The organism is Mycobacterium sp. MMS18-G62, assembly GCF_053877835.1.
On the sequence record NZ_CM132662.1, the window covers coordinates 3040688 to 3059860 of the forward strand.

The 19173-nt window shown below is 65.4% G+C and carries 19 protein-coding genes; 17 read left to right on the plus strand and 2 right to left on the minus strand.

Annotated elements, in window-relative coordinates; all coding sequences use genetic code 11:
* Positions 1–29: 29 nt before the first annotated feature.
* The 4 genes from eccCa (at position 30) to ACWW36_RS15170 (ending at position 5710) form a co-directional block, all read left to right on the plus strand.
* On the plus strand, positions 30–3839 hold the full coding sequence (gene eccCa / locus ACWW36_RS15155; protein WP_456136834.1) for a type VII secretion protein EccCa: 3810 nt from the start codon (positions 30–32) through the stop codon (positions 3837–3839).
* On the plus strand, positions 3821–5002 hold the full coding sequence (locus tag ACWW36_RS15160) for a type VII secretion-associated protein (protein WP_456136835.1): 1182 nt from the start codon (positions 3821–3823) through the stop codon (positions 5000–5002). The genes eccCa and ACWW36_RS15160 overlap by 19 nt, the downstream gene beginning before the upstream one ends.
* A 77-nt stretch (positions 5003–5079) precedes the next feature.
* The gene (locus ACWW36_RS15165; protein ID WP_456136836.1) at positions 5080–5403 is read left to right on the plus strand and encodes a WXG100 family type VII secretion target; all 324 of its coding nucleotides are present in this window, start codon (positions 5080–5082) and stop codon (positions 5401–5403) included.
* A gap of 10 nt (positions 5404–5413) precedes the next feature.
* A complete protein-coding gene (locus ACWW36_RS15170) occupies positions 5414–5710 on the plus strand; it encodes a WXG100 family type VII secretion target (RefSeq protein ID WP_456136837.1) in 297 nt (98 codons plus the stop codon).
* An 81-nt stretch (positions 5711–5791) separates the two neighbouring features.
* On the opposite strand, the gene ACWW36_RS15175 is transcribed toward ACWW36_RS15170, so the two are convergent.
* Positions 5792–5992 carry an excalibur calcium-binding domain-containing protein gene (locus ACWW36_RS15175; protein ID WP_456136838.1) on the minus strand — a complete coding sequence of 67 codons (201 nt, stop codon included), beginning with the start codon at positions 5990–5992 and terminating at the stop codon, positions 5792–5794.
* 296 nt (positions 5993–6288) lie between these two features.
* Between ACWW36_RS15175 and ACWW36_RS15180 the strand changes: the two genes are divergently transcribed.
* The 11 genes from ACWW36_RS15180 to ACWW36_RS15230 all read left to right on the plus strand — a co-directional run bounded on the left by ACWW36_RS15180 (position 6289) and on the right by ACWW36_RS15230 (position 16897).
* Positions 6289–7539, plus strand: a complete 1251-nt coding sequence (locus ACWW36_RS15180; RefSeq protein WP_456136839.1) for a GAF domain-containing protein — start codon at positions 6289–6291, stop codon at positions 7537–7539.
* A gap of 101 nt (positions 7540–7640) precedes the next feature.
* The gene (gene adh / locus ACWW36_RS15185) at positions 7641–9164 is read left to right on the plus strand and encodes an aldehyde dehydrogenase (protein ID WP_456136840.1); all 1524 of its coding nucleotides are present in this window, start codon (positions 7641–7643) and stop codon (positions 9162–9164) included.
* A 115-nt stretch (positions 9165–9279) separates the two neighbouring features.
* On the plus strand, positions 9280–10341 hold the full coding sequence (adhP, locus tag ACWW36_RS15190) for an alcohol dehydrogenase AdhP (protein ID WP_456136841.1): 1062 nt from the start codon (positions 9280–9282) through the stop codon (positions 10339–10341).
* 112 nt (positions 10342–10453) lie between these two features.
* Positions 10454–10942, plus strand: a complete 489-nt coding sequence (locus ACWW36_RS15195) for an allene oxide cyclase barrel-like domain-containing protein (protein ID WP_456136842.1) — start codon at positions 10454–10456, stop codon at positions 10940–10942.
* A gap of 161 nt (positions 10943–11103) precedes the next feature.
* Entirely contained in the window at positions 11104–11547 is a 444-nt protein-coding gene (gene rplM / locus ACWW36_RS15200; RefSeq protein ID WP_456136843.1) for a 50S ribosomal protein L13, read from the plus strand.
* Complete coding sequence (rpsI, locus tag ACWW36_RS15205; RefSeq protein WP_456136844.1) at positions 11544–12026, plus strand: 30S ribosomal protein S9; 483 nt, start codon at positions 11544–11546, stop codon at positions 12024–12026. Before rplM ends, rpsI begins: the two co-directional genes overlap by 4 nt.
* 228 nt (positions 12027–12254) lie before the next feature.
* Positions 12255–12692, plus strand: a complete 438-nt coding sequence (locus tag ACWW36_RS15210) for a hypothetical protein (RefSeq protein WP_456136845.1) — start codon at positions 12255–12257, stop codon at positions 12690–12692.
* A gap of 366 nt (positions 12693–13058) precedes the next feature.
* Positions 13059–13649 carry a hypothetical protein gene (locus tag ACWW36_RS15215; protein WP_456136846.1) on the plus strand — a complete coding sequence of 197 codons (591 nt, stop codon included), beginning with the start codon at positions 13059–13061 and terminating at the stop codon, positions 13647–13649.
* A 168-nt stretch (positions 13650–13817) separates the two neighbouring features.
* Complete coding sequence (glmM, locus tag ACWW36_RS15220) at positions 13818–15155, plus strand: phosphoglucosamine mutase (protein WP_456136847.1); 1338 nt, start codon at positions 13818–13820, stop codon at positions 15153–15155.
* Between the two features lie 69 nt (positions 15156–15224).
* A complete protein-coding gene (locus tag ACWW36_RS15225) occupies positions 15225–15527 on the plus strand; it encodes a type VII secretion target (RefSeq protein ID WP_456136848.1) in 303 nt (100 codons plus the stop codon).
* A gap of 2 nt (positions 15528–15529) precedes the next feature.
* Positions 15530–16897, plus strand: coding sequence for a hypothetical protein (locus tag ACWW36_RS15230; RefSeq protein WP_456136849.1), 1368 nt, complete (start codon positions 15530–15532; stop codon positions 16895–16897).
* Positions 16898–16904: 7 nt separating this feature from the next.
* Here ACWW36_RS15230 and pdxR read toward each other — a convergent pair whose 3' ends face one another.
* Positions 16905–18335, minus strand: a complete 1431-nt coding sequence (gene pdxR, locus ACWW36_RS15235; RefSeq protein ID WP_456136850.1) for a MocR-like pyridoxine biosynthesis transcription factor PdxR — start codon at positions 18333–18335, stop codon at positions 16905–16907.
* Positions 18336–18363: 28 nt separating this feature from the next.
* Between pdxR and ACWW36_RS15240 the strand changes: the two genes are divergently transcribed.
* Both ACWW36_RS15240 and ACWW36_RS15245 read left to right on the plus strand, forming a co-directional pair.
* Entirely contained in the window at positions 18364–18792 is a 429-nt protein-coding gene (locus ACWW36_RS15240; RefSeq protein ID WP_456136851.1) for a hypothetical protein, read from the plus strand.
* On the plus strand, positions 18789–19160 hold the full coding sequence (locus ACWW36_RS15245) for a hypothetical protein (RefSeq protein ID WP_456136852.1): 372 nt from the start codon (positions 18789–18791) through the stop codon (positions 19158–19160). The genes ACWW36_RS15240 and ACWW36_RS15245 overlap by 4 nt, the downstream gene beginning before the upstream one ends.
* Positions 19161–19173: the final 13 nt, after the last annotated feature.

Consider the following 19173-nt stretch of genomic DNA (forward strand, 5'->3'; position numbering starts at 1 on the left):
TGATGGGCCGACTCGACGTCCATTAGTCGATGGAGTTCCCATGTGAGCCACGACTTCCCGCGCCATCGGTATCCGACAACGCGATCACGGTTGACGCGCCGCCCGACATACCGAAGTCGACGCCCGCCAACCCACTGGCACGAATGATGCCGGTGGTCATGATTGTCGCCACTGTGGGGATGACGGCCCTTTACTTCAACTCGGGTGCCACCGTCGCTCGCAGTCCGGTGTTCATGTTCTTTCCCGTGATGATGTTGATTTCGGCGATTGGCTCACTCACGTTCGCCGCACGGGGAAACAATCACACCGCAGAGGTCAACGCAGACCGGCGCGCGTACTTGGGTTACCTCGAGGCGTTGGAGGACACCGTTGCCACCACCGCCACCGACCAACGTCGTTCTCTGCACTGGACTCATCCCCATCCGGACGTGTTGTGGACTTTGGTGGGTGGCAGGCGGATGTGGGAGCGGACCGCAGACGATGACGACTTCTGTGAAGTCCGGGTGGGTCTCGGGGAGCGGCCGTTGTCCACAGCCTTGATTGCGCCAGAACTCCGTCCAGTCGACGAACAAGACCCCGTCACGTCATCGGCGCTGACCAGATTGATGCGCCAGAGTTCGGTCGTCGCCGGCCTGCCGATCACGGTGCACTTGGCGAGATTCTCTGTGGTCACAATCGAAGGTGATGTCTTGCAGGCACGTGCGCTGCTGCGGGCCATGGTCTGTCAATTGACCGTGTTTCATAGTCCCGAACACATCAGGATCGCCGCGATCGTCGGCCGCGAAGCTAAGGCAGAATGGGACTGGCTCAAATGGCTGCCGCATCACCAGCATCCGCAGCTTCGGGACGCGGTCGGGCCGGCGAGGCTGGTGTTCAGCAGCCTCGCCGAGGCATACACGACGTGCGTACCGCCCGATCGGATCGGCTCACCGCATGCCGTCTTCATCCTCGACGGGGTTGCGCCAGCGGGAATGGGCTCCGTCGAGGGTGCGACCGTTGTCCAGGTCGGCACATCCGGTGAGCATGCATCGTCGGGTAAATGCCTGCGACTCCAGGTTGACGGCGATAACCTCCGGCCGGACGGGCTGAGCCGAGACCAGGCTTTGATGTGTGCTCGCCGGCTGGCGCCGTACCGGCCGACCCGCTCTTCCGGCGGCGTGAGCCGTGCAGCTGAGGCGGCCGCCTGGTTCGAGCTGATGGGCCTCGATGGGGCGGGCATCGACCCGTCGAAGTGTTGGAACGACAGAAGCGATCGCGATCGCCTGCGCGTTCCCATCGGCGTATCCGTGGACGGGGATCCAGTCACCTTGGACATCAAGGAGTCCGCACGCAACGGAATGGGGCCGCACGGGTTGTGTGTAGGCGCTACGGGATCCGGCAAGTCAGAATTCCTCAGGACGTTGACGCTCGGAATGATCACCGCGCACTCGCCGGACGTCCTCAACCTCATCCTTGTCGATTTCAAAGGCGGTGCAACGTTTCTCGGATTTGAGAGAGCGCGACATGTGGCCGCCGTCATCACCAACCTGGCCGAGGAGGCGCACCTCGTGGCGCGTATGCACGATGCGCTCTCCGGTGAGATGAACCGGCGGCAGGAACTGCTCAGAGCCGCAGGCAACTACGCCAACGTCGCGGAATACGAACACGCCCGTTCTGCCGGTCGTGACCTTCAAGCGCTGCCGGCGCTGTTCATCATCGTCGACGAGTTCTCCGAGCTGCTCAGTCAGCATCCCGACTTCGCCGAACTGTTCGTCGCGATCGGGCGCGTGGGCCGATCGCTCGGCATGCACTTACTGTTGGCGAGCCAGCGCCTTGACGAGGGCCGGCTGCGTGGCTTGGAAACGCATTTGTCCTACCGGATCTGCTTGAAGACCTTCTCGGCCAGTGAATCCCGCGCAGTCCTGGGTGTCCCTGACGCGCACCATCTGCCCAGCACGCCCGGCGCCGCGTACTTGAAGACTGCATCCGGTGAGTTGTTGCGGTTTCAAACTGCATTTGTGTCAGGTCCGGACGTATCCGACGACGACGTGGTGCCGGAGTCGACGGAGCCTGCTATCGCGCGCGAGTTCACCGCGGCGCCGGTCGGCCCGATTCCCGAGCTAAAGGGGCCGCCGACGGGACGAACCGATGGGCCGAGTCGCACCGTCCTCGACGCCGTGTTGAATCGACTGGCCGACCGCGGGTCTCGAGCGCATCCGGTGTGGCTGCCGCCGCTGCGGGAGTCACCCACCCTGGACTTCCTCATGACGGGCGAGGAACCGAATCTCGCTGTCCCCGTCGGCGTTGTCGACTGTCCCTATGAGCAACGCCGGGAGCGGCTGATGGTCGAATTGTCCGGTGCGGACGGCAATGTGGCGATCGTCGGCGGGCCACGCTCAGGCAAGTCGATGGCGTTGCGCACCTTGGTAATGGCGATGGCCAACACACATCATCCGGCCGCCGTTCAGTTCTACTGCCTCGACTTCGGTGGTGGAGCGCTGACGTCGTTGCGCAGACTGCCTCATGTGGGAGCCGTGGCGGGCCGGCTTGAGGTCGACCTGTGCCGACGCACGGTCGCGGATGTGGAATCGGTGGTGCGTGCCCGCGAGGCGCGGTTCCGTCGCCTGGGAATCGATTCGATCGCAGACTATCGCCGTCGGCGCAGCGCCGGCGACGCTGCGCTCAGCGATGACCCGTACGGTGACGTCTTCTTGGTCATCGACGGGTGGGCGGCCTTTCGTCAGGAGTTTGACAACCTCGAACCGTCGATCATCGCGCTTGCCTCTCAGGGTCTTTCATTTGGAGTGCACGTGGTCGTCACGGCGTCACGATGGGCGGAGATGCGCCCAGCGCTCAAGGATCAGATCGGCACCCGCATCGAGTTGCGGCTGGGCGATCCGGCTGATTCGGAGATGGATCGTAGGCGGGCTCGGCAGCTCAACCAGATGCCGCCGGGCCACGGCATCACCCGTGAGGGTCGGGAAATGGTGATCGCGCTGCCCCGAGTGGATGGACAGCTGACAACGTCGGGACTTGGCGGGGCGATCGACGCTGCAGCAGAACGGCTGAATGTTCGATGGGGCGGACGTCGTGCACGGCCGGTCGAACTGTTGCCGACGCGTATCCACCGGCGGGATGTGGGTGGGGCTGCCGCCGCGAACACGGCAACAGAGATTCTGATCGGGCTTGGCGAGCGCGAGTTGGCGCCGGTGGCCTTGGATTTCGCCGAACAGCCGCATCTTGTCGTGCTTGGTGAAGCCGAGTGCGGCAAGACGTCCGCTCTGCGGATGCTGTGCCGGGAAATCGTCCGAACCAACGACGCGGGCGCTGCGCAAGTAGAGATCATCGATTTCCGCCGCAGTCTGCTCGGCGTCGTCGAATCCGAACACCTGCTTGGCTATTCGATGTCGGCACCAGCATTGGCGTCTCGTCTGCCCACGCTGCTGGATCAGCTGGTCGAGCGCATGCCCGGTCCGAATGTGACGCAACAGCAACTGCGCTGGCGGTCGTGGTGGTCGGGTCCGGAGATCTACGTCGTCATCGATGACTACGATCTGGTCGCCGGTGCGTCCGGTAACCCGCTGATGCCTCTTGTCGATTATCTACCGCACGCCAAAGATCTTGGCTTGCATGTCATCGTGGCGCGACGCTCGGGTGGTGCCGCCAGAGCAATGTTCGACCCCTTTCTCGCGCGGCTGCGCGACCTGGGTGCCATGGGTTTGATGATGAGTGCCAGCCCAGAGGAGGGCATACTGCTCGGTTCCGTACGACCGTGCACGCTCCCGCCGGGACGCGGCACGCTGATCGCACGCGGACATGCGGACCAGCTCATTCAAGTGGCGTGGACGGAACAGTGTTGATCGAGGTCGGACCGGTAACCATTCACGGCCCGAATCACCCTGATCCCGAACATGTTACGGGCGCCATCGAATGCATCGACGACGACATCGGCTGGGTCGGCGACCATCCGGTTGCCACGGCGGAACTCTGGCGCGATGTCATGTACGAGACGGCGGGCAGCGGTGCCGACTCACTTGTACTCGTGTGCCCGACGTGGTGGCCGTCGTCGTGGGTTGACGTCGTGCGCGATGCCGCGCTCACGCTGGGGATGACGGTTGTGACGATGTCCCGCGCCGAGGCGCTGGGTGATAGCGCATCGACTGTCGTGGAGATCGCGGACGAGCTTGTTGTCGTCGCGCGGTGTGGTGAGGAACTGGACGCGGTGCCGCGGGGTGGCGATATTGATGCAGACGCCGCTGCGGTCGCGGACCGGATCCCGCAGTCAAGCGCTGTGTTGGTGGACATCCCCGAGGACGTCGGGGGAGGAGGTCCGCTCGCCGAAGCAATCGCGAATCGGCTGCGCGCCAAAGGTGTTGCGGTCAACATGGCTGATCGTCGTCTCCTGCGACATGCAGCGGAAGTATGGGACACCAGCGAAGACGCAGAATCGGAAAGCCCAGACGCCGGTGTGGCCGGGCATCGCAGTTACCGCGTGGTTGCCGTGCTCACCGGGACAGTGCTGTCCGCGGCGGCTCTATGCGGTGGGTTCGCGGTGAACGGCGTCGCGCGTTCACCGACCGCCGACGATATCCCGATGACGTTGTTGGTCGAGGGCCGTGTCAGTGTCAAGGTTCCTGCGCAGTGGAGGGTGCAGCGCATCACGGCTGGCCCGGGATCGGCACGGGTGCAGGTTGTTTCGCCGTCGGACGCCGACGTCGCCGTGCACATCACGCAGTCAACGCTTGCACCGTCGCAGACGGCGGAGATGATCGTTGAGTCGCTTCGGAAGGCGCTCGGCGAACAGCCCGCAGGCGTATTCGTCGACTTCGACCCAGCCGCCCGGTATGCGGATAAGCCGGCGGCGACATATCGAGAGATACGCCAGGACCGCCACATCAGCTGGACTGTGCTGGTCGACAAGACGCTACGCATCGCGATCGGATGCCAAACTGCGCCAGGTCGCGAACGGCTTGTGCGTGAGGTTTGTGACCGTGCAATTGATTCAGCACATGCGGTCTTCTGAAGCATGCAACGGGCGTGGAACCAAACCTGCGGACCTTGCGTCGAACCTTCATGTCAGCACATCACGGAAGGGGCCTCATGACGACACCGGCGGGTGGATCGCTCAACACCGACTTCGAACTCATGACAGCGGTTTCGGCGAAGACGGACGCACGGAATGAGGAGATCCGCGCGATGCTGCAATCATTCATCGGACGGATGAGCAGCGTGCCGCCATCGGTGTGGGGAGGTGTGGCGGCGGGACGCTTCAGAGACGTCGTCGAACGCTGGAATGCCGAATCGCTGAAGCTGCATGCGGCGTTGCAACGCATTGCGGAGACCATCCGCACGAACGAACACACGTTGCGCGAGGCCGCCGAAACCCATTCACATCAAATCGGCTCCGTCGCCACGAACCTCTAAGGAACCTCGAATGGATCATGTGCTGTCATACAACTTCGACGAGATCGAGTACACGGTGCGACAGGAAATCCACGCGACGTCTGCTCGCTTGAACGCCGCCCTGGACGACCTGCGTGCGCAAATCGCGCCGCTGCAGCAGGTGTGGACACGCGAAGCGGCGGAGGCCTACCGCATCGAGCAGTCGCGTTGGGAACAAGCGGCTGCCGGGCTCAACGAGATCTTGTTCAGCCTCGGCAATGCGGTTCGCGACGGCGCCGACGACGTCGCGGCCACCGACCGCAGCGCCGCCAACGCGTGGGGCTACTGACGCCTCACTCTCAGGACCCTGTGCGGTCCCGTTTGGAGGGGAGCCAACGGGACCGCACAGTTCTGTGTACGGGCGAGCGCGTTAAGGACACTCGCACGCGATGCCGTCGTGGTCGCGATCGCCGCCCTTCCAGTAGCAGGGATCGCTCGAGGGGATGTTGCACACGCCGTCCGCAAAAGCTTCGCTGCAGTTTCGATACGGGCATGCGGCGTTGGCGGCAGGAGCTAAGGCGATCGATGCAGCCGCGGCAACCGATGCCGCGGCGATGGCTAGACGAATCATGAAGACTCCGTTGTGATCTTGAACTGAATCGTGGTTCTGGCAAAGCTATGGCGACAGAGCCAACAAGAAATCGGGATTTTCCCTATGTTCCTTCGCCGACTTCTGCGTCAGGGTCGTGATTCAGCAAAGACAACAGCCATGGTGCAGAAGTCGGCGCACACGCTGGAAGGGCCGAAAGTCCCTGCCCTCCACCGTCGAGATTGAGTTATCGTGGCGGCCACACGGCGCCGGCCTGCGTAACCGAGGCTGCCCGTGAGGAGTGTGATTGCAATGTCGAAGACCACAGGTAGCGGGCTGTGACCCGGCTGTCGTCGTCGACGCTGCGCACCGTCCACGAACTCTTCGTCGCCGGGCAGGTCGACTCGTCATACCTCGACACCGCCCCGCTGCGCCGCGTCGTCGCCGAGAGCTGGCGGCGCAGCCTGGCTACCGGCGTCGACCCCGACCGCGGCGGAGCCCCGACCTCCGTGGCCGTCGAGCAGATGCGCGCCGCGCACCCGCTGGCCCCGGCGCTTCCCGTCATCCGCCGGCTGCTCATCAACGACGCCTCCGACGCCGGTGTCGTCGTCGCGGTGACCGCCGCCGACGGCACACTGCTGTGGGTCGAAGGCGATCGCAAAGCCTGCCGCAAGGCCGAGGCCATGAACTTCGTCCCAGGCGCCGACTGGAGCGAACGCGGCGCAGGCACCAACGCTCCCGGCACCGCGCTCGCGCTCGACGCCGAATTGCAAATCCTTGGCTCCGAACACTTCTCGCGGGTCGTTCAGCCGTGGAGCTGCACCGCGGTGCCCGTGCACGATCCGGCCACCGGCGTGCTCATCGGCGCCATCGACCTCACCGGCGGATCACAGGTCGCCTCGCCGCAAACGCTCGCGCTCGTCCGGGCCACCGCCGTCGCCGTCGAAAACCACCTCGCCCTGCTGCGCCTGACCCGACCCGCTGCCGCCGAATCGACATCACTGGCACGCCTGACCGTGCTCGGCGCCGACCGCCCACGCTGGCACGCCGCCGACGACCCCGGCCAGCCGCAGACGCTGACCGGCCGCCACGCAGACATCCTCGTGCTGCTCAGCCGCCACCCCGAGGGCCTCACCGCCGATCACCTCGCGATGCTGCTCGACGACAAGGAACTCGACGCCGTCACCATCCGCGCCGAGATGTCGCGATTGCGCCGCGTCATCGGAGGCGAGTTCATCGACTCGCGGCCCTACCGGCTGCTCCGCCCAATCGCCAGCGACATGGCCGACGTCTGCAACGCCTTGAAAGCCGCCGATGTCACCACCGCGCTCAACCGATACACCGGAGAGCTGCTGCCGCAATCGGTGTCGCCGGCGATCGCGCGACTGCGCACCGAGCTGAGCGCAACCATGCGCGGTGCGGTGTTGGCGGCGGGAAACCTTGCGCTGCTTGGCCGTTGGCTGGAGCTTCCCGAGAACCGCGACGACCGCGACGGCTGGCGAGTGCTCTACAACCACGCCGCGCCGGGCTCCGCCATGCGCGCGCAGGCCCGCGGGCATCTGGCCGGCCTGGATCTCGACCTGGCCTGACCGCGCGATGCGTTGCACCGTCGTGCAACCGTGCTGCAACCCTCCAAAACCTACCTTCAGTGATGTCCGACACATTTACGTCGCGAAGTAGGAGAAACGCCATGACCGTGTACTCACGACCGGGCGCGGAAGGCGCACTGATGTCCTTCAAGCCCCGGTATCACAATTTCATCGGTGGGGAGTGGGTCGCGCCCGCGGCCGGCCGGTACTTCGAGAACGCCAGCCCGGTCAACGGCCAGCCGTTCACCGAGATACCACGCTCCGACGGGACCGACATCGAGAAGGCGCTCGACGCTGCCCACGCGGCCGCGCCCGCCTGGGGCAAGACCACACCGGCCGAGCGCGCCAACATCCTCAACAAGATCGCCGACCGCATCGAGGAAAACCTCGAATCCATCGCCGTCGCCGAATCGTGGGACAACGGCAAGCCGGTGCGTGAGACGCTCAACGCCGATATCCCGTTGGCCGTGGACCATTTCCGCTACTTCGCCGGTGCGATCCGTGCGCAGGAGGGTTCGCTGTCGCAAATTGACGACGACACGGTGGCCTACCACTTCCACGAGCCGCTCGGCGTGGTCGGGCAGATCATTCCGTGGAACTTCCCGATCCTGATGGCCACGTGGAAGCTCGCTCCGGCGATCGCCGCCGGAAATGCGGTGGTGCTCAAGCCTGCCGAGCAGACGCCGGCGTCGATCCTCTATCTCTTCGAGTTGATCGGCGACCTGCTGCCACCCGGTGTGGTCAACATCGTGAACGGTCTCGGGCTCGAGGCGGGCAAGCCGCTGGCGTCGTCGAACAGGATCGCCAAGATCGCGTTCACCGGCGAGACGACAACGGGTCGGCTGATCATGCAATACGCCAGCCAGAACCTGATTCCCGTCACGCTGGAACTCGGCGGCAAGTCACCGAACATCTTCTTCAGCGATGTCCTTGCCGCGCATGACGATTACCAGGACAAGGCGCTGGAAGGTTTCACGATGTTCGCCCTCAACCAAGGCGAAGTCTGCACCTGCCCATCGCGCAGCCTGATTCAGGCCGACATCTACGACGAGTTCCTCGAGCTGGCCGCCATCCGCACCAAGGCGGTACGGCAGGGCGATCCGTTGGACACCGAGACGATGATCGGCGCCCAGGCATCCGAGGACCAGCTCGAAAAGATCCTGTCGTACATCGACATCGGCAAGAGGGATGGCGCAAGGCTGGTCACCGGCGGGGAACGCGCCGAGCTCGGCGGCGATCTCTCCGGCGGCTATTACGTCACCCCAACGGTTTTCACCGGAAACAACAAGATGCGGATCTTCCAAGAGGAGATCTTCGGGCCCGTTGTTGCGGTCACGTCGTTCTCCGATTACGACGATGCGATCAGGATCGCCAACGACACGCTCTACGGCCTCGGCGCCGGCGTGTGGAGCCGCGACGGCAATGTGGCCTACCGCGCTGGACGTGACATCAAGGCCGGCCGAGTGTGGACGAACTGCTATCACGCGTATCCCGCGCATGCGGCGTTCGGCGGCTACAAGCAATCGGGCATCGGACGTGAGACCCACAAGATGATGCTCGACCACTACCAGCAGACGAAGAACCTGCTCGTGTCGTACAGCAACAAGGCCCAAGGGTTCTTCTGACGAGCGCTTGCGCGTGGGGGTACCTCCCGCGCGAAGCGCAGGGGGAGAAGCAAGTACCCCTGAGCCAGGACCAAAGACCCTTCAAACAAAACACTTTCACGATTGGAATGATGAAATGACCCAAACCCTTGGCGCCCCGTCCGCGTCCAACTCCACCGACACCATGCGTGCAGCCGTCGTCACCGAATTCGGCGCCCCGCTCCAAGTCGAAGAACTCGACCTGCCTACGCCGGGCTACGGCGAGGCACTCGTCAAGCTGGAGACGTCCGGCGTCTGCCACACGGATCTGCATGCCGCACACGGGGATTGGCCCGTCAAGCCGCAGCCTCCGTTCATCCCTGGACATGAGGGCTACGGCACCGTCGTCGCGCTCGGCGAGGGCGTCGACGACCTCAAGGTCGGAGACAAGGTCGGCAACGCGTGGCTGTGGTCGGCGTGCGGAACGTGCGAATACTGCCGCACCGGTTGGGAAACGCTGTGCGAGAGCCAGAAGAACGGCGGCTACAGCGTCAACGGCAGCTTCGGCAGCTACATGCTCGTCAACGCCGCCTACGCGGCGCGCATCCCCGAGGGAGCCGACCCGCTGGAGGTCGCGCCTGTCCTGTGCGCAGGCGTCACCGTGTACAAGGGCCTGAAGGTGACCGACACCAGGCCTGGCCAGTGGGTCGCGATCTCGGGCATCGGCGGGCTCGGCCACATCGCCGTGCAGTACGCCCGCGCGATGGGGCTGCGGGTCGTCGCCATCGACATCGACGACTCCAAGCTCGCACTGGCCACGCGCCTCGGCGCGGAGGTCGCGGTCAACGCCCGCACCTCCGACGTCGTCGAGGAAGTCCAGAAGGCCACCGGCGGTGTGCACGGTGTGCTCGTCACGGCGGTGCATCCGCAGGCGTTCGGCCAGGCGATCGGGTTGGCCCGGCGCGGCGGGACGATCGTGTTCAACGGTCTGCCGCCCGGCGACTTCCCGGCGCCGATCTTCGACATCGTCCTCAAGGGCCTGACGATTCGCGGTTCGATCGTCGGCACCCGCCAGGACATGGCCGAGGCGCTGGACTTCTACGCCCGCGGTTTGATCCACCCCACGGTGGAGAGCGCGAGCCTGGACGACATCAACGAGGTGTTCGGCCGGATGGAACGCGGTCAGATCGACGGTCGAGTCGTCATCGACTACCGCTAGTCCGTCGAAACCACAAAATCCCCCGTCACCGGCGGGGGATTTTGTGTCTGTTTCGGCCTTATTGGCGACGAGTCAGGCGTACGTTCAGCTAATCCAGGGGGATGGGGGAGGCGTGAATAAGTACGCGAAATGGGCGGCGCTTGGTGCATTGGCTACCGTCGTGCCGTCGGTGATGGCTCCTGTTGCAATGGCCGACACCACGCTCGTGTTCTTCGAGCGTGACACGGTGCAACACCAGGTGGACCTGGGCGGCTCAGGACCGGGGCCCGGTGACCAATTCATCTTCGCCGGCGATGTGTTCGACCGTCCCGGTGGCGTATTGCTGGGAACGACCGGTGGCAGCTGCACGACACTTTCCGGCAACAACAAGGCAGGCCAGCAGGCCTGCAACGGTGTGTTCAACCTCGCCGACGGGCAGATCGTCGTGCAGGGCGTGGCCGACACCGCCGCGCTGTTCGTCCGCGGCGACGCGGTTCCGCTGTCCATCGTCGGTGGCACCGGGATGTACCAGAACGCAGGCGGCACTGGCACCATCCAGGTGCCCCCGGAGGTGCCCAACCAGACCGACGCGAACTTCGTCCTCAACCTAGTGACCGGATAACGCATTTTGACCTGCGACGACGCACGCAGGTAAGCTGCGTCGTTGGCGTGCGGTATGCACGGGGCTCGGGTCAACGTCGGTCGCCGAGAACCACCCAGCCGTAAACGCCTGACCGGCACCCGGGAAACCGGGATCCAACCCGAGAAGAGAAGGTAAGCGCTGTGCCCACATACACGCCGAAGGCGGGTGACACCACGCGTTCGTGGTACGTCATCGACGCCACCGACGTGGTGCTCGGCCGGCTCGCCGTCGCGGCTGCAAACCTGCTGCGCGGCAAGCACAAGCCGACATTCACGCCCAATGTCGACGGTGGCGACTTCGTCATCGTCATCAATGCAGACAAGGTCGCCATCAGTGGCGACAAGCTCCAGAACAAGTTCGCTTACCGCCACTCGGGTTATCCCGGCGGTCTGCGGGCGCGTTCGCTCGGTGACGAGATGGACAAGCACGCCGACCGGGTCGTCGAGAAGGCGATCCTCGGCATGATCCCCCACACCAAACTCGGCCATCAGATCCAGAAGAAGTTGAAGGTCTACGTCGGGCCCGAGCATCCGCATGCCGCCCAGAAGCCGGTTCCCTACGAAATCAAGCAGGTGGCCCAGTGACCGAAACCGTGGAAACCACCGAAACTACCGAAACCACCGAAACCGTCGCCGCGACCGAGGCCGAAGCCACGCCGCGTGAGCCGGTCGTCCTCGACCGTCCCATCCAGACCGTCGGCCGCCGCAAGGAGGCCGTGGTTCGCGTGCGCCTGGTGCCTGGCACCGGCAAGTTCCACCTCGACGGCCGCACCCTCGAGGCCTACTTCCCGAACAAAGTGCACCAGCAGCTCATCAAGGCGCCGTTGGTGACCGTCGATCGGCTGGAGAGCTTCGACATCTACGCCCACCTCGACGGCGGAGGTCCGTCCGGCCAGGCCGGCGCTCTGCGTCTGGCCATCGCCCGGGCGCTGATCCTGGTGCAGCCGGAGGACCGGCCGGCGCTGAAGAAGGCCGGCTTCCTGACCCGCGACCCGCGGGCCATCGAGCGCAAGAAGTACGGCCTCAAGAAGGCCCGCAAGGCGCCTCAGTACAGCAAGCGCTGATCGATCGACGACAACCGCCGGGTGTGTGCGACACGCCGGCGGTTTCGTTTATCTGCCTGGGATTTCTTCAATATCGGTTTGAGTTCACCCGCGTTTGTGGAAGCCCACACGGCGGAAGCGCGGGCGCCGCTGGCGTTCGGCAGACCGAATCTGCCGCCGATACGGGTCGATCAGCCAGGCCCGTTGGGGGATCGGACCGCTGCTTTCGAGACTGAAAAGGAGTAATGGATGAGGACCATCGTCAAGAACGCGGCCGCAGGTGCTGTACTGGGCGGATCGCTGCTTGCCGCGGCGGGTCTGGGCCTTGCGCACGCGGCTCCGCCGGCCCAGTCGGTTGTTGGCGACGGCAAGATCAACGTCACCGTGACAGCAGACGGTCAGCAGATCGGCACCCTGCAAGACGTGTCGCTGGCAAGCGCCGAGACGCTGGCGAGCTCCGCCTGCCCGACTGCCGACATCACTGCGCAGGCGCTGCAGGCTCTCGACGCCAACGGGACGCCGGTGCCTGGCACGTGTGCGGGTGTCGAAGGCGGCCTGACGTTCGCGTTCGCTCAGAACGGCCCGGGCAATTCGGAGAACGCACCGGGTCAGACGCAAAGCTCGACCACCGCGACCACGCCGTCGAGTTCGACAAGTGCAGCACCCACCACCACCGCTGCGCGGTAACTCTCTCCGACAGACCTCACCGCCCGTATCCGATTGGGTGCGGGCGGTGAGGCGTCTTCACGGCCAGATATTTTTTCGGATGGCGAGGAAACCTTTCGCCGCCGACACGCGATATAAAGGTAGCGGCCTGAACTGCAGGTTCGATAGCAAATTATTAACGTGCCAGCTAATTAGCTCGTAGTCTCTATTTACGGTAGCGCCGATTTTTTGGGCAATTTTTGGTTTGAACCCCCCCTTGATCGAGGAAGAGACCCTGCGGAAGCAGGGGTGCCTTTCGCGCAGGGCGGGCCACTCCCGCCTCCGGTGCGACGTCAGGAGCTGGTCGGGGGGCCGGATCACTGCTTCCTGACAAAACAGGAGTAATCAATGTCGAATATCAAGAGGTCGTCGGTTATCACCAGACTTCTCACCCTCGTGGTGAGTCTTGTGGTGAGCCTGGGGACGGCCGCGCTTATCTCGGGCATCGGCGCCGCAAACGCCGAGCCACCCGCCGTACAGGGAAAGAAGACCGTCCAGGTGCGGGGAACGGCTCAAGACGGATCGAAATTCAACGGTCAGTTCACGGTCACCAATTTCCGCGAGGCAACTGGTAACAACACGTCAGTCTCACCCGTCGAGGCGGTCGGCAACCTCAGCGGCAAGCTCATCCACCCCGGCCAGGGGGCAGCCGCCGAGAATGTCGCACCGATCGAGACAGCGATGCCCGTGAACACGGCGCAGAGCTCGGCAAGCTGCGAGATTCTCGACCTGGTGCTGGGGCCGCTGGACCTGAATCTGCTTGGCCTTGAGGTCCACCTGGACACCGTGCACTTGAACATCACGGCCGTGCCGGGCCAGGGCAACCTGCTCGGCAACCTGCTGTGTGCGGTCGCCGGTCTCCTGGACCCGAACGGAACCATCAGCGACCTGCTGCAGTTCCTGAACCTGCTGAACCAGCTCCTCGGATTGCTTGGATGAGCTGAGGGAATGTAGGTAGTCACCGTCCCCGACCTCACCGCCCGTGCCCGCTTGGGTGCGGGCGGTGAGCTGTCCATCAGGTCTCGTTTGGGTACCGATTGAGCAGCGGCACGGGTGCTGACGTCGCCGGTTGGCCCTCTGGCCGCCATCTATGAGAGGTTTGTCGGCATGGCTCGCCTGTTCGGCACCGACGGGGTGCGCGGAGTCGCCAACCAGGATCTGACCGCTGAGCTGGCGCTGGCGTTGGGCTCGGCGGCGGCTCGACGGCTGGGCAGCACCGGCCGCACTCCTCGACGCGTTGCCGTCATCGGCCGCGATCCGCGCGCCAGCGGCGAGATGCTCGAGGCCGCGGTGATCGCCGGCGTGACCAGTGAGGGTGTCGACGCCCTGCGGGTAGGCATCTTGCCGACGCCGGCGGTGGCCTACCTGACGAGTGCCTATGACGCCGACTTCGGCGTGATGATCTCGGCGTCGCACAACCCGATGCCCGACAACGGCATCAAGATCTTCGGCCCCGGCGGGCACAAGCTCGACGACGCCACCGAGGACCGCATCGAAGACCTCGTCAACCAAGGACCCGGCGCACGGCCCACCGGCGCAGGCATCGGCCGCGTGATCGATGCCGAAGATGCCCTCGACCGCTATCTGCGCCACGCCGGCAAGGCTGTCACCACGCGGCTCGACGGGCTGACGGTCGTCGTTGACTGTGCGCACGGCGCAGCGTCCACCGCCGCCCCGCGGGCGTACCGCGCCGCCGGCGCGAACGTCATCCCGATCAACGCCGATCCCAATGGCTTGAACATCAACGACCGCTGCGGGTCCACGCACATGGAAGCCCTGCAGTCCGCGGTGGTGTCCTACCGCGCGGACCTCGGGTTGGCCCATGACGGCGACGCCGACCGGTGCCTGGCCGTCGACGCCAGCGGCCGCGTCATCGACGGCGACGCCATCATGGTGGTGCTCGCGCTCGCCATGAGCGAGGCCGGCGAGCTGGCCTCCAACACCTTGGTGACGACGGTGATGAGCAATCTCGGCCTGCACCTGGCGATGCGCTCTGCGGGCATCGAGGTACGCACGACCAGCGTCGGCGATCGCTACGTGCTCGAAGAGCTGCGGGCAGGCGAGTACTCGCTTGGCGGTGAGCAGTCCGGTCACCTCGTGATGCCGGCGCTGGGCACCACCGGCGATGGCATCGTGACAGGGCTTCGGCTGATGTCGCGGATGGCGCAGACGCGGGCGTCGCTGGCGGCCTTGGCCGAGCCGATGCAGACGCTGCCCCAGGTTCTGATCAACGTCGAGGTCGCCGACAAGGCGACCGTTGCCGATGCGCCGTCGGTGCGCTCCGCAGTCGCCGAGGCCGAGGCCGAACTCGGCGACACCGGTCGAATCCTGTTGCGGCCGTCGGGAACCGAGCAAGTCGTACGCGTCATGGTTGAGGCTGCCGACGAGGACACCGCGCGGCAATTGGCCGTGAAGGTCGCGGAATCGGTCAGCGCCGAGCGCTGAAATCCGCGGCGGCCGAGCCGCCCAAAACCCGTTGGAACCGGCGGTGCATCGCCGGCGTCCTAGCTGTACATGGGACAACCTGCCGCCGCGCACGTCGACGTTGCGGCGCTGCTCGGCGTGGCGCACCAGTACGAGGCTTGCGCCGACATCATCGACGGCGTCGTACGCGCCCATCTGAACTTGGAGTTCGACGGCTCGGGTGCGGGACGCATGCACGTCGCTCGTGGTGACGCCCTGCGCGCGGCCGCCGACCGAATCGTGGATCAACTGCGGCAGTGGTCGCGTGCCAGCCGGGAGATCGCGGCCGCATTGCGCGCGTCTGCTGACCGGTACGCAGAAGCCGACGCCCGCGCCGCCCAGCGAGTGGGGTAGCAATGGCCGAAAAGTTCGATGCGGCTTCACGATTGGCCGAAGGCAGACCTGCCGTCGACGACATCCAGAACTACGTGTGGGCCTGTCATCTGCTCGGCTACCAAAACCCGGACCTGACGCTGCACGCCGCACAGGTCCGCGACTGGTACGGCAGCGAGGATGGGCTGGACTTGCGGGCGCTCGACAACGACTGTGCGGCGCTCGACGCGGCGGTGTCGGCAGTGTCGGATGCGCTTGCGCGTCAAGATGATCAGCTCGCGGCGGTGTCGGCGGCATGGCAGGGTCACGGCGCAGACGCGTCACGCTCGTTTCTTCGCGACCACCAGGACTCTTCGGCCGTCGCGGCGACTGCGGTACGTACGGCTGCCGACGCTCTGGCGGAACTGCGGGACAACCTGTGGGGTGTTGTCGACGGCAAGGTCGCGACGACCATGGCCGTCGGTCAGCGTGCACAGGCCGAGTGGTTGGCCGCCGCGCAGACCGTCGCCAGTGGCGCGGGGGACCGCGCGACGGCCAGCGAGCTGATCGACCAGCAAGTAAAGCCATTCGTGGACAACGACATTCGTGCCGATTGGCTGACCGCAATGCGATCGGCGACTGCCGCCGTGATGGACTCATACGACGCCGCGACCACTGAACTGACCACCGTGCGGGATGCGATGTTCGGCGTGCCGGGCGATCTCGGCCCGTCCTGGACGCCGCCGCTTCGTGACGACGACATAGCGACTACTACGCCCGCGGCGGCTCAAATTCCAGCTGCGGGCGCGCCTTCATGGAGCGCCCCGCCATGGTCTGCGCCGGTCGCTGCACCTGCGATGCCTGCGATGCCTGCGATGCCGGCTGCCGTTGACCCGATGCCTGCACCAACACCGCCTCCGGCCGATCCTGCCGGGACGACGCCGGCGATGGCCGCACTGCCGACGATGCCGTCGATGCCGTCGCTCGGCGGATTGCCCGACATCGGCAGTGGCCTATCGGGTCTCGGTCAGCAGCTCGGCGATGTATTCGGCAGTCTGCTGGGAAACGCCGACGACACGCTCGCCAATCCTGCCGGACTCGACGACCCGGGTCTCGACGCCCCACAGCTAGATGACAACAAGAAGGATGACGAGCCGGTCGACGGCACGGATGAGAAGAACGCCGACGACGAAACCGCCGCCGAGGAGCCCGTCGTCGATCCAGCCGTCGACGCCTGTCCGGCTGCTGAACCGCCACCGCCCGTCGAAGAGCCGTCGTCCGTCGAACCGGCACCCACGCCGATACCTCCGCCGCCTGATGCCGTCGCAGCACCAGAGCCGGCACCCGACCCGGTGGCCGATCAGACACCGTGTGAGATTGCGGCCGACGAACTGCCGCAGGTCGGGGAGTAGTGAATTGTCAGGACCGGTAGATCGATCCGAGAATCGCCAAACCCTTGCGGACGGCGCTTTCCGCGATCGCGCCGTATCCGATCACCAGAGCCGGCGGCGCGGCCGACGGCACCGACCAATGCCAGCGCCCTCCCTCGACTAGTAGGCCTCGATCATGGGCGGCTCCGATGAGACCTGATTCGTCGCACCCGCTCGGCAGCTGCAGGTACACATGGAGGCCGGCTGCCACCCCGGTGGGTACCGCATCGGGCAGTGACGCGGCAATCGACGCCAGGGCAGCGTCGCGTCGCCGACGGTAGACCGGTCGCACGCGGCGGAGATGCCGTGCCAATCCGCCCGTTTCGATGAATCGCGCAAGGGCCAGTTGTTCGAGCACGGTGTTTCCCATGTCGTCCAACAGTTTCTGGCGAACCGCGTCTCCGACAAGCCAACTCGGCACCGCCACCCAGCCGAGTCGCAGTGCGGGCGTGAGGGTTTTGCTCGCACATCCGGCATACGCCACCCGTTCCGGCGCCCGCCCCTGCAGAGCGCCGATGGGAGCGCGGTCGTAGCGGAACTCGGCGTCGTAGTCGTCTTCGATGATCAGCGCGTCGTTCTCGTGCGCCCATTGGACGAGCGCCGCACGCCGCGACGAGCTCAGAACCGTACCCGTCGGATACGAGTGCGCGGGTGCGACCAGCACAGCGCCGACGTTGTGCGCCAACAGCTTCGACACGTCAAGGCCGTCCTGGTCGACGGGGATCGGTACGACGCGCAAGCCGGCATTGGTGATGGCCTCGCGGTGAAACCCCCAACATGGATCCTCGACCGCGATTGCGTCGACACCCCGCGATCGCAACGCCCTCGCGACCATGACCACCGCCTGTGTCAATCCCGACGTGATCAGTAACTCGTCGGGCGTCGTCGAAACGCCACGCACGCGGGCGACATAATTGGCGAGGGCGTCGCGCAACTGTTGTGCCCCAAGGGGTCCCGGGTAACCCAGAGATTGATTCGGCACGTGGTTGAGCGCGAATCGATAGTGGCGCAGCCATTCGGCTCGCGGAAACAGCGCAGGGTCCGGCAATCCGCCGACGAGGCGGATATCTACGCCCGGGTCGCGGCGCTGTGATTGCGGGGCCGACGTCGGCCGTGCGATCGGCATGACGCGGGTCCCTGATCCCTGGCGCCCGCTCAGGTAGCCGTCCGCGGCGAGGTTCTCGTAGGCGGCCACCACCACGCTGCGGGCCACGCCGAGATCCCGCGCCAACGTCCGCGACGGCGGAAGCAGCGTGCCCGACGCGAGGCGTCCGTGCTGGATCGCCGAGCGCAGCTGTTGCTGTAGTTGCGCGGTTAGCGCGCGTCGGTCGGATCGATCGAGCGCTACCAGAAGGTCCGTCGGGAACCCAGCATCATCAGGAATGGTCTGTTCAAATGAATCAAGATTGGACCCTGACACACACCAATTATGCGTCCATCCTGGTGGCATGTCCTTGCTCAACATCGCAACCTCCACGACGTCCGCACCGCTTATGACGTCGTGGATGCCTGGCCCCGTCGACCCACGAGACAGCCCGGTGGTGGTCAGCGTGACTGAATTCTCGGCACATCACCGGCGCGACCTTCCCGGTGTGGCGGTCAAAGGGTTGCGCATGCGAATGGGCTGGTATGCCATGACGGGCGCCGTCGGCATGTGGCTGTGGATGCTGCCGGCCGCCGGACGTGGCGGATCGATATCGGTATGGGCCAGCGAGGACGACCTCGAGCGCTTCGTCACGCTGCCTCATCACGTCGAGATCATGCGGCGGTACGGCGCACGCGGCACCGTCCGCTCCGCCACGTGGACGGCCGATCGATTCGATCGCGCCGCTACGCTCGATGAGGCTTGTGCATGGATAGCGGGGAGGTCGTCATGAAGCCGTTGAGGATGTATGCGATCGGTCGATTGCTGTTCGGTGTCGCTGCTCTGGCAGCGCCGGCGCTGTCGGGTCGAACATTGGCCGGGCCAGGAGGCGAGCTGCCAGACGCGCAGGCCTTTCTTCGCGGCATGGGCGGCCGCGAAATCGGGCTCGGGCTCGGGCTTCTCGCCGCGATTCGATCCGGTGGCCCCGTGCGGCCCTGGCTCCTCGCCGGCGTACTTTCGGACGGCGGCGACCTCGCGGGCATCGCGGGTGCTTGGACACACTTGCCGGTGTCCAAAGGCTGGCTTGGGCTCACAACGGCAGGGGCGGCCGCGAGCACAGGTGCAATTCTCTTGGCGGGGGCTCCGCGCCAGACGGTCTGATTTTTGTCGGACC

Excerpts from the sequence above, each read along its gene's own strand:
- eccCa (WP_456136834.1), top strand. The coding sequence starts at position 30 with ATGGAGTTCCCATGTGAGCCACGACTTCCCGCGCCATCGGTATCCGAC.
- ACWW36_RS15165 (WP_456136836.1), top strand. The coding sequence starts at position 5,080 with ATGACGACACCGGCGGGTGGATCGCTCAACACCGACTTCGAACTCATG.
- ACWW36_RS15170 (WP_456136837.1), top strand. The coding sequence starts at position 5,414 with ATGGATCATGTGCTGTCATACAACTTCGACGAGATCGAGTACACGGTG.
- ACWW36_RS15175 (WP_456136838.1), bottom strand. The coding sequence starts at position 5,992 with ATGATTCGTCTAGCCATCGCCGCGGCATCGGTTGCCGCGGCTGCATCG.
- adh (WP_456136840.1), top strand. The coding sequence starts at position 7,641 with ATGACCGTGTACTCACGACCGGGCGCGGAAGGCGCACTGATGTCCTTC.
- adhP (WP_456136841.1), top strand. The coding sequence starts at position 9,280 with ATGACCCAAACCCTTGGCGCCCCGTCCGCGTCCAACTCCACCGACACC.
- ACWW36_RS15210 (WP_456136845.1), top strand. The coding sequence starts at position 12,255 with ATGAGGACCATCGTCAAGAACGCGGCCGCAGGTGCTGTACTGGGCGGA.
- ACWW36_RS15215 (WP_456136846.1), top strand. The coding sequence starts at position 13,059 with ATGTCGAATATCAAGAGGTCGTCGGTTATCACCAGACTTCTCACCCTC.
- glmM (WP_456136847.1), top strand. The coding sequence starts at position 13,818 with ATGGCTCGCCTGTTCGGCACCGACGGGGTGCGCGGAGTCGCCAACCAG.
- ACWW36_RS15225 (WP_456136848.1), top strand. The coding sequence starts at position 15,225 with ATGGGACAACCTGCCGCCGCGCACGTCGACGTTGCGGCGCTGCTCGGC.
- ACWW36_RS15230 (WP_456136849.1), top strand. The coding sequence starts at position 15,530 with ATGGCCGAAAAGTTCGATGCGGCTTCACGATTGGCCGAAGGCAGACCT.
- ACWW36_RS15240 (WP_456136851.1), top strand. The coding sequence starts at position 18,364 with ATGTCCTTGCTCAACATCGCAACCTCCACGACGTCCGCACCGCTTATG.
- ACWW36_RS15245 (WP_456136852.1), top strand. The coding sequence starts at position 18,789 with ATGAAGCCGTTGAGGATGTATGCGATCGGTCGATTGCTGTTCGGTGTC.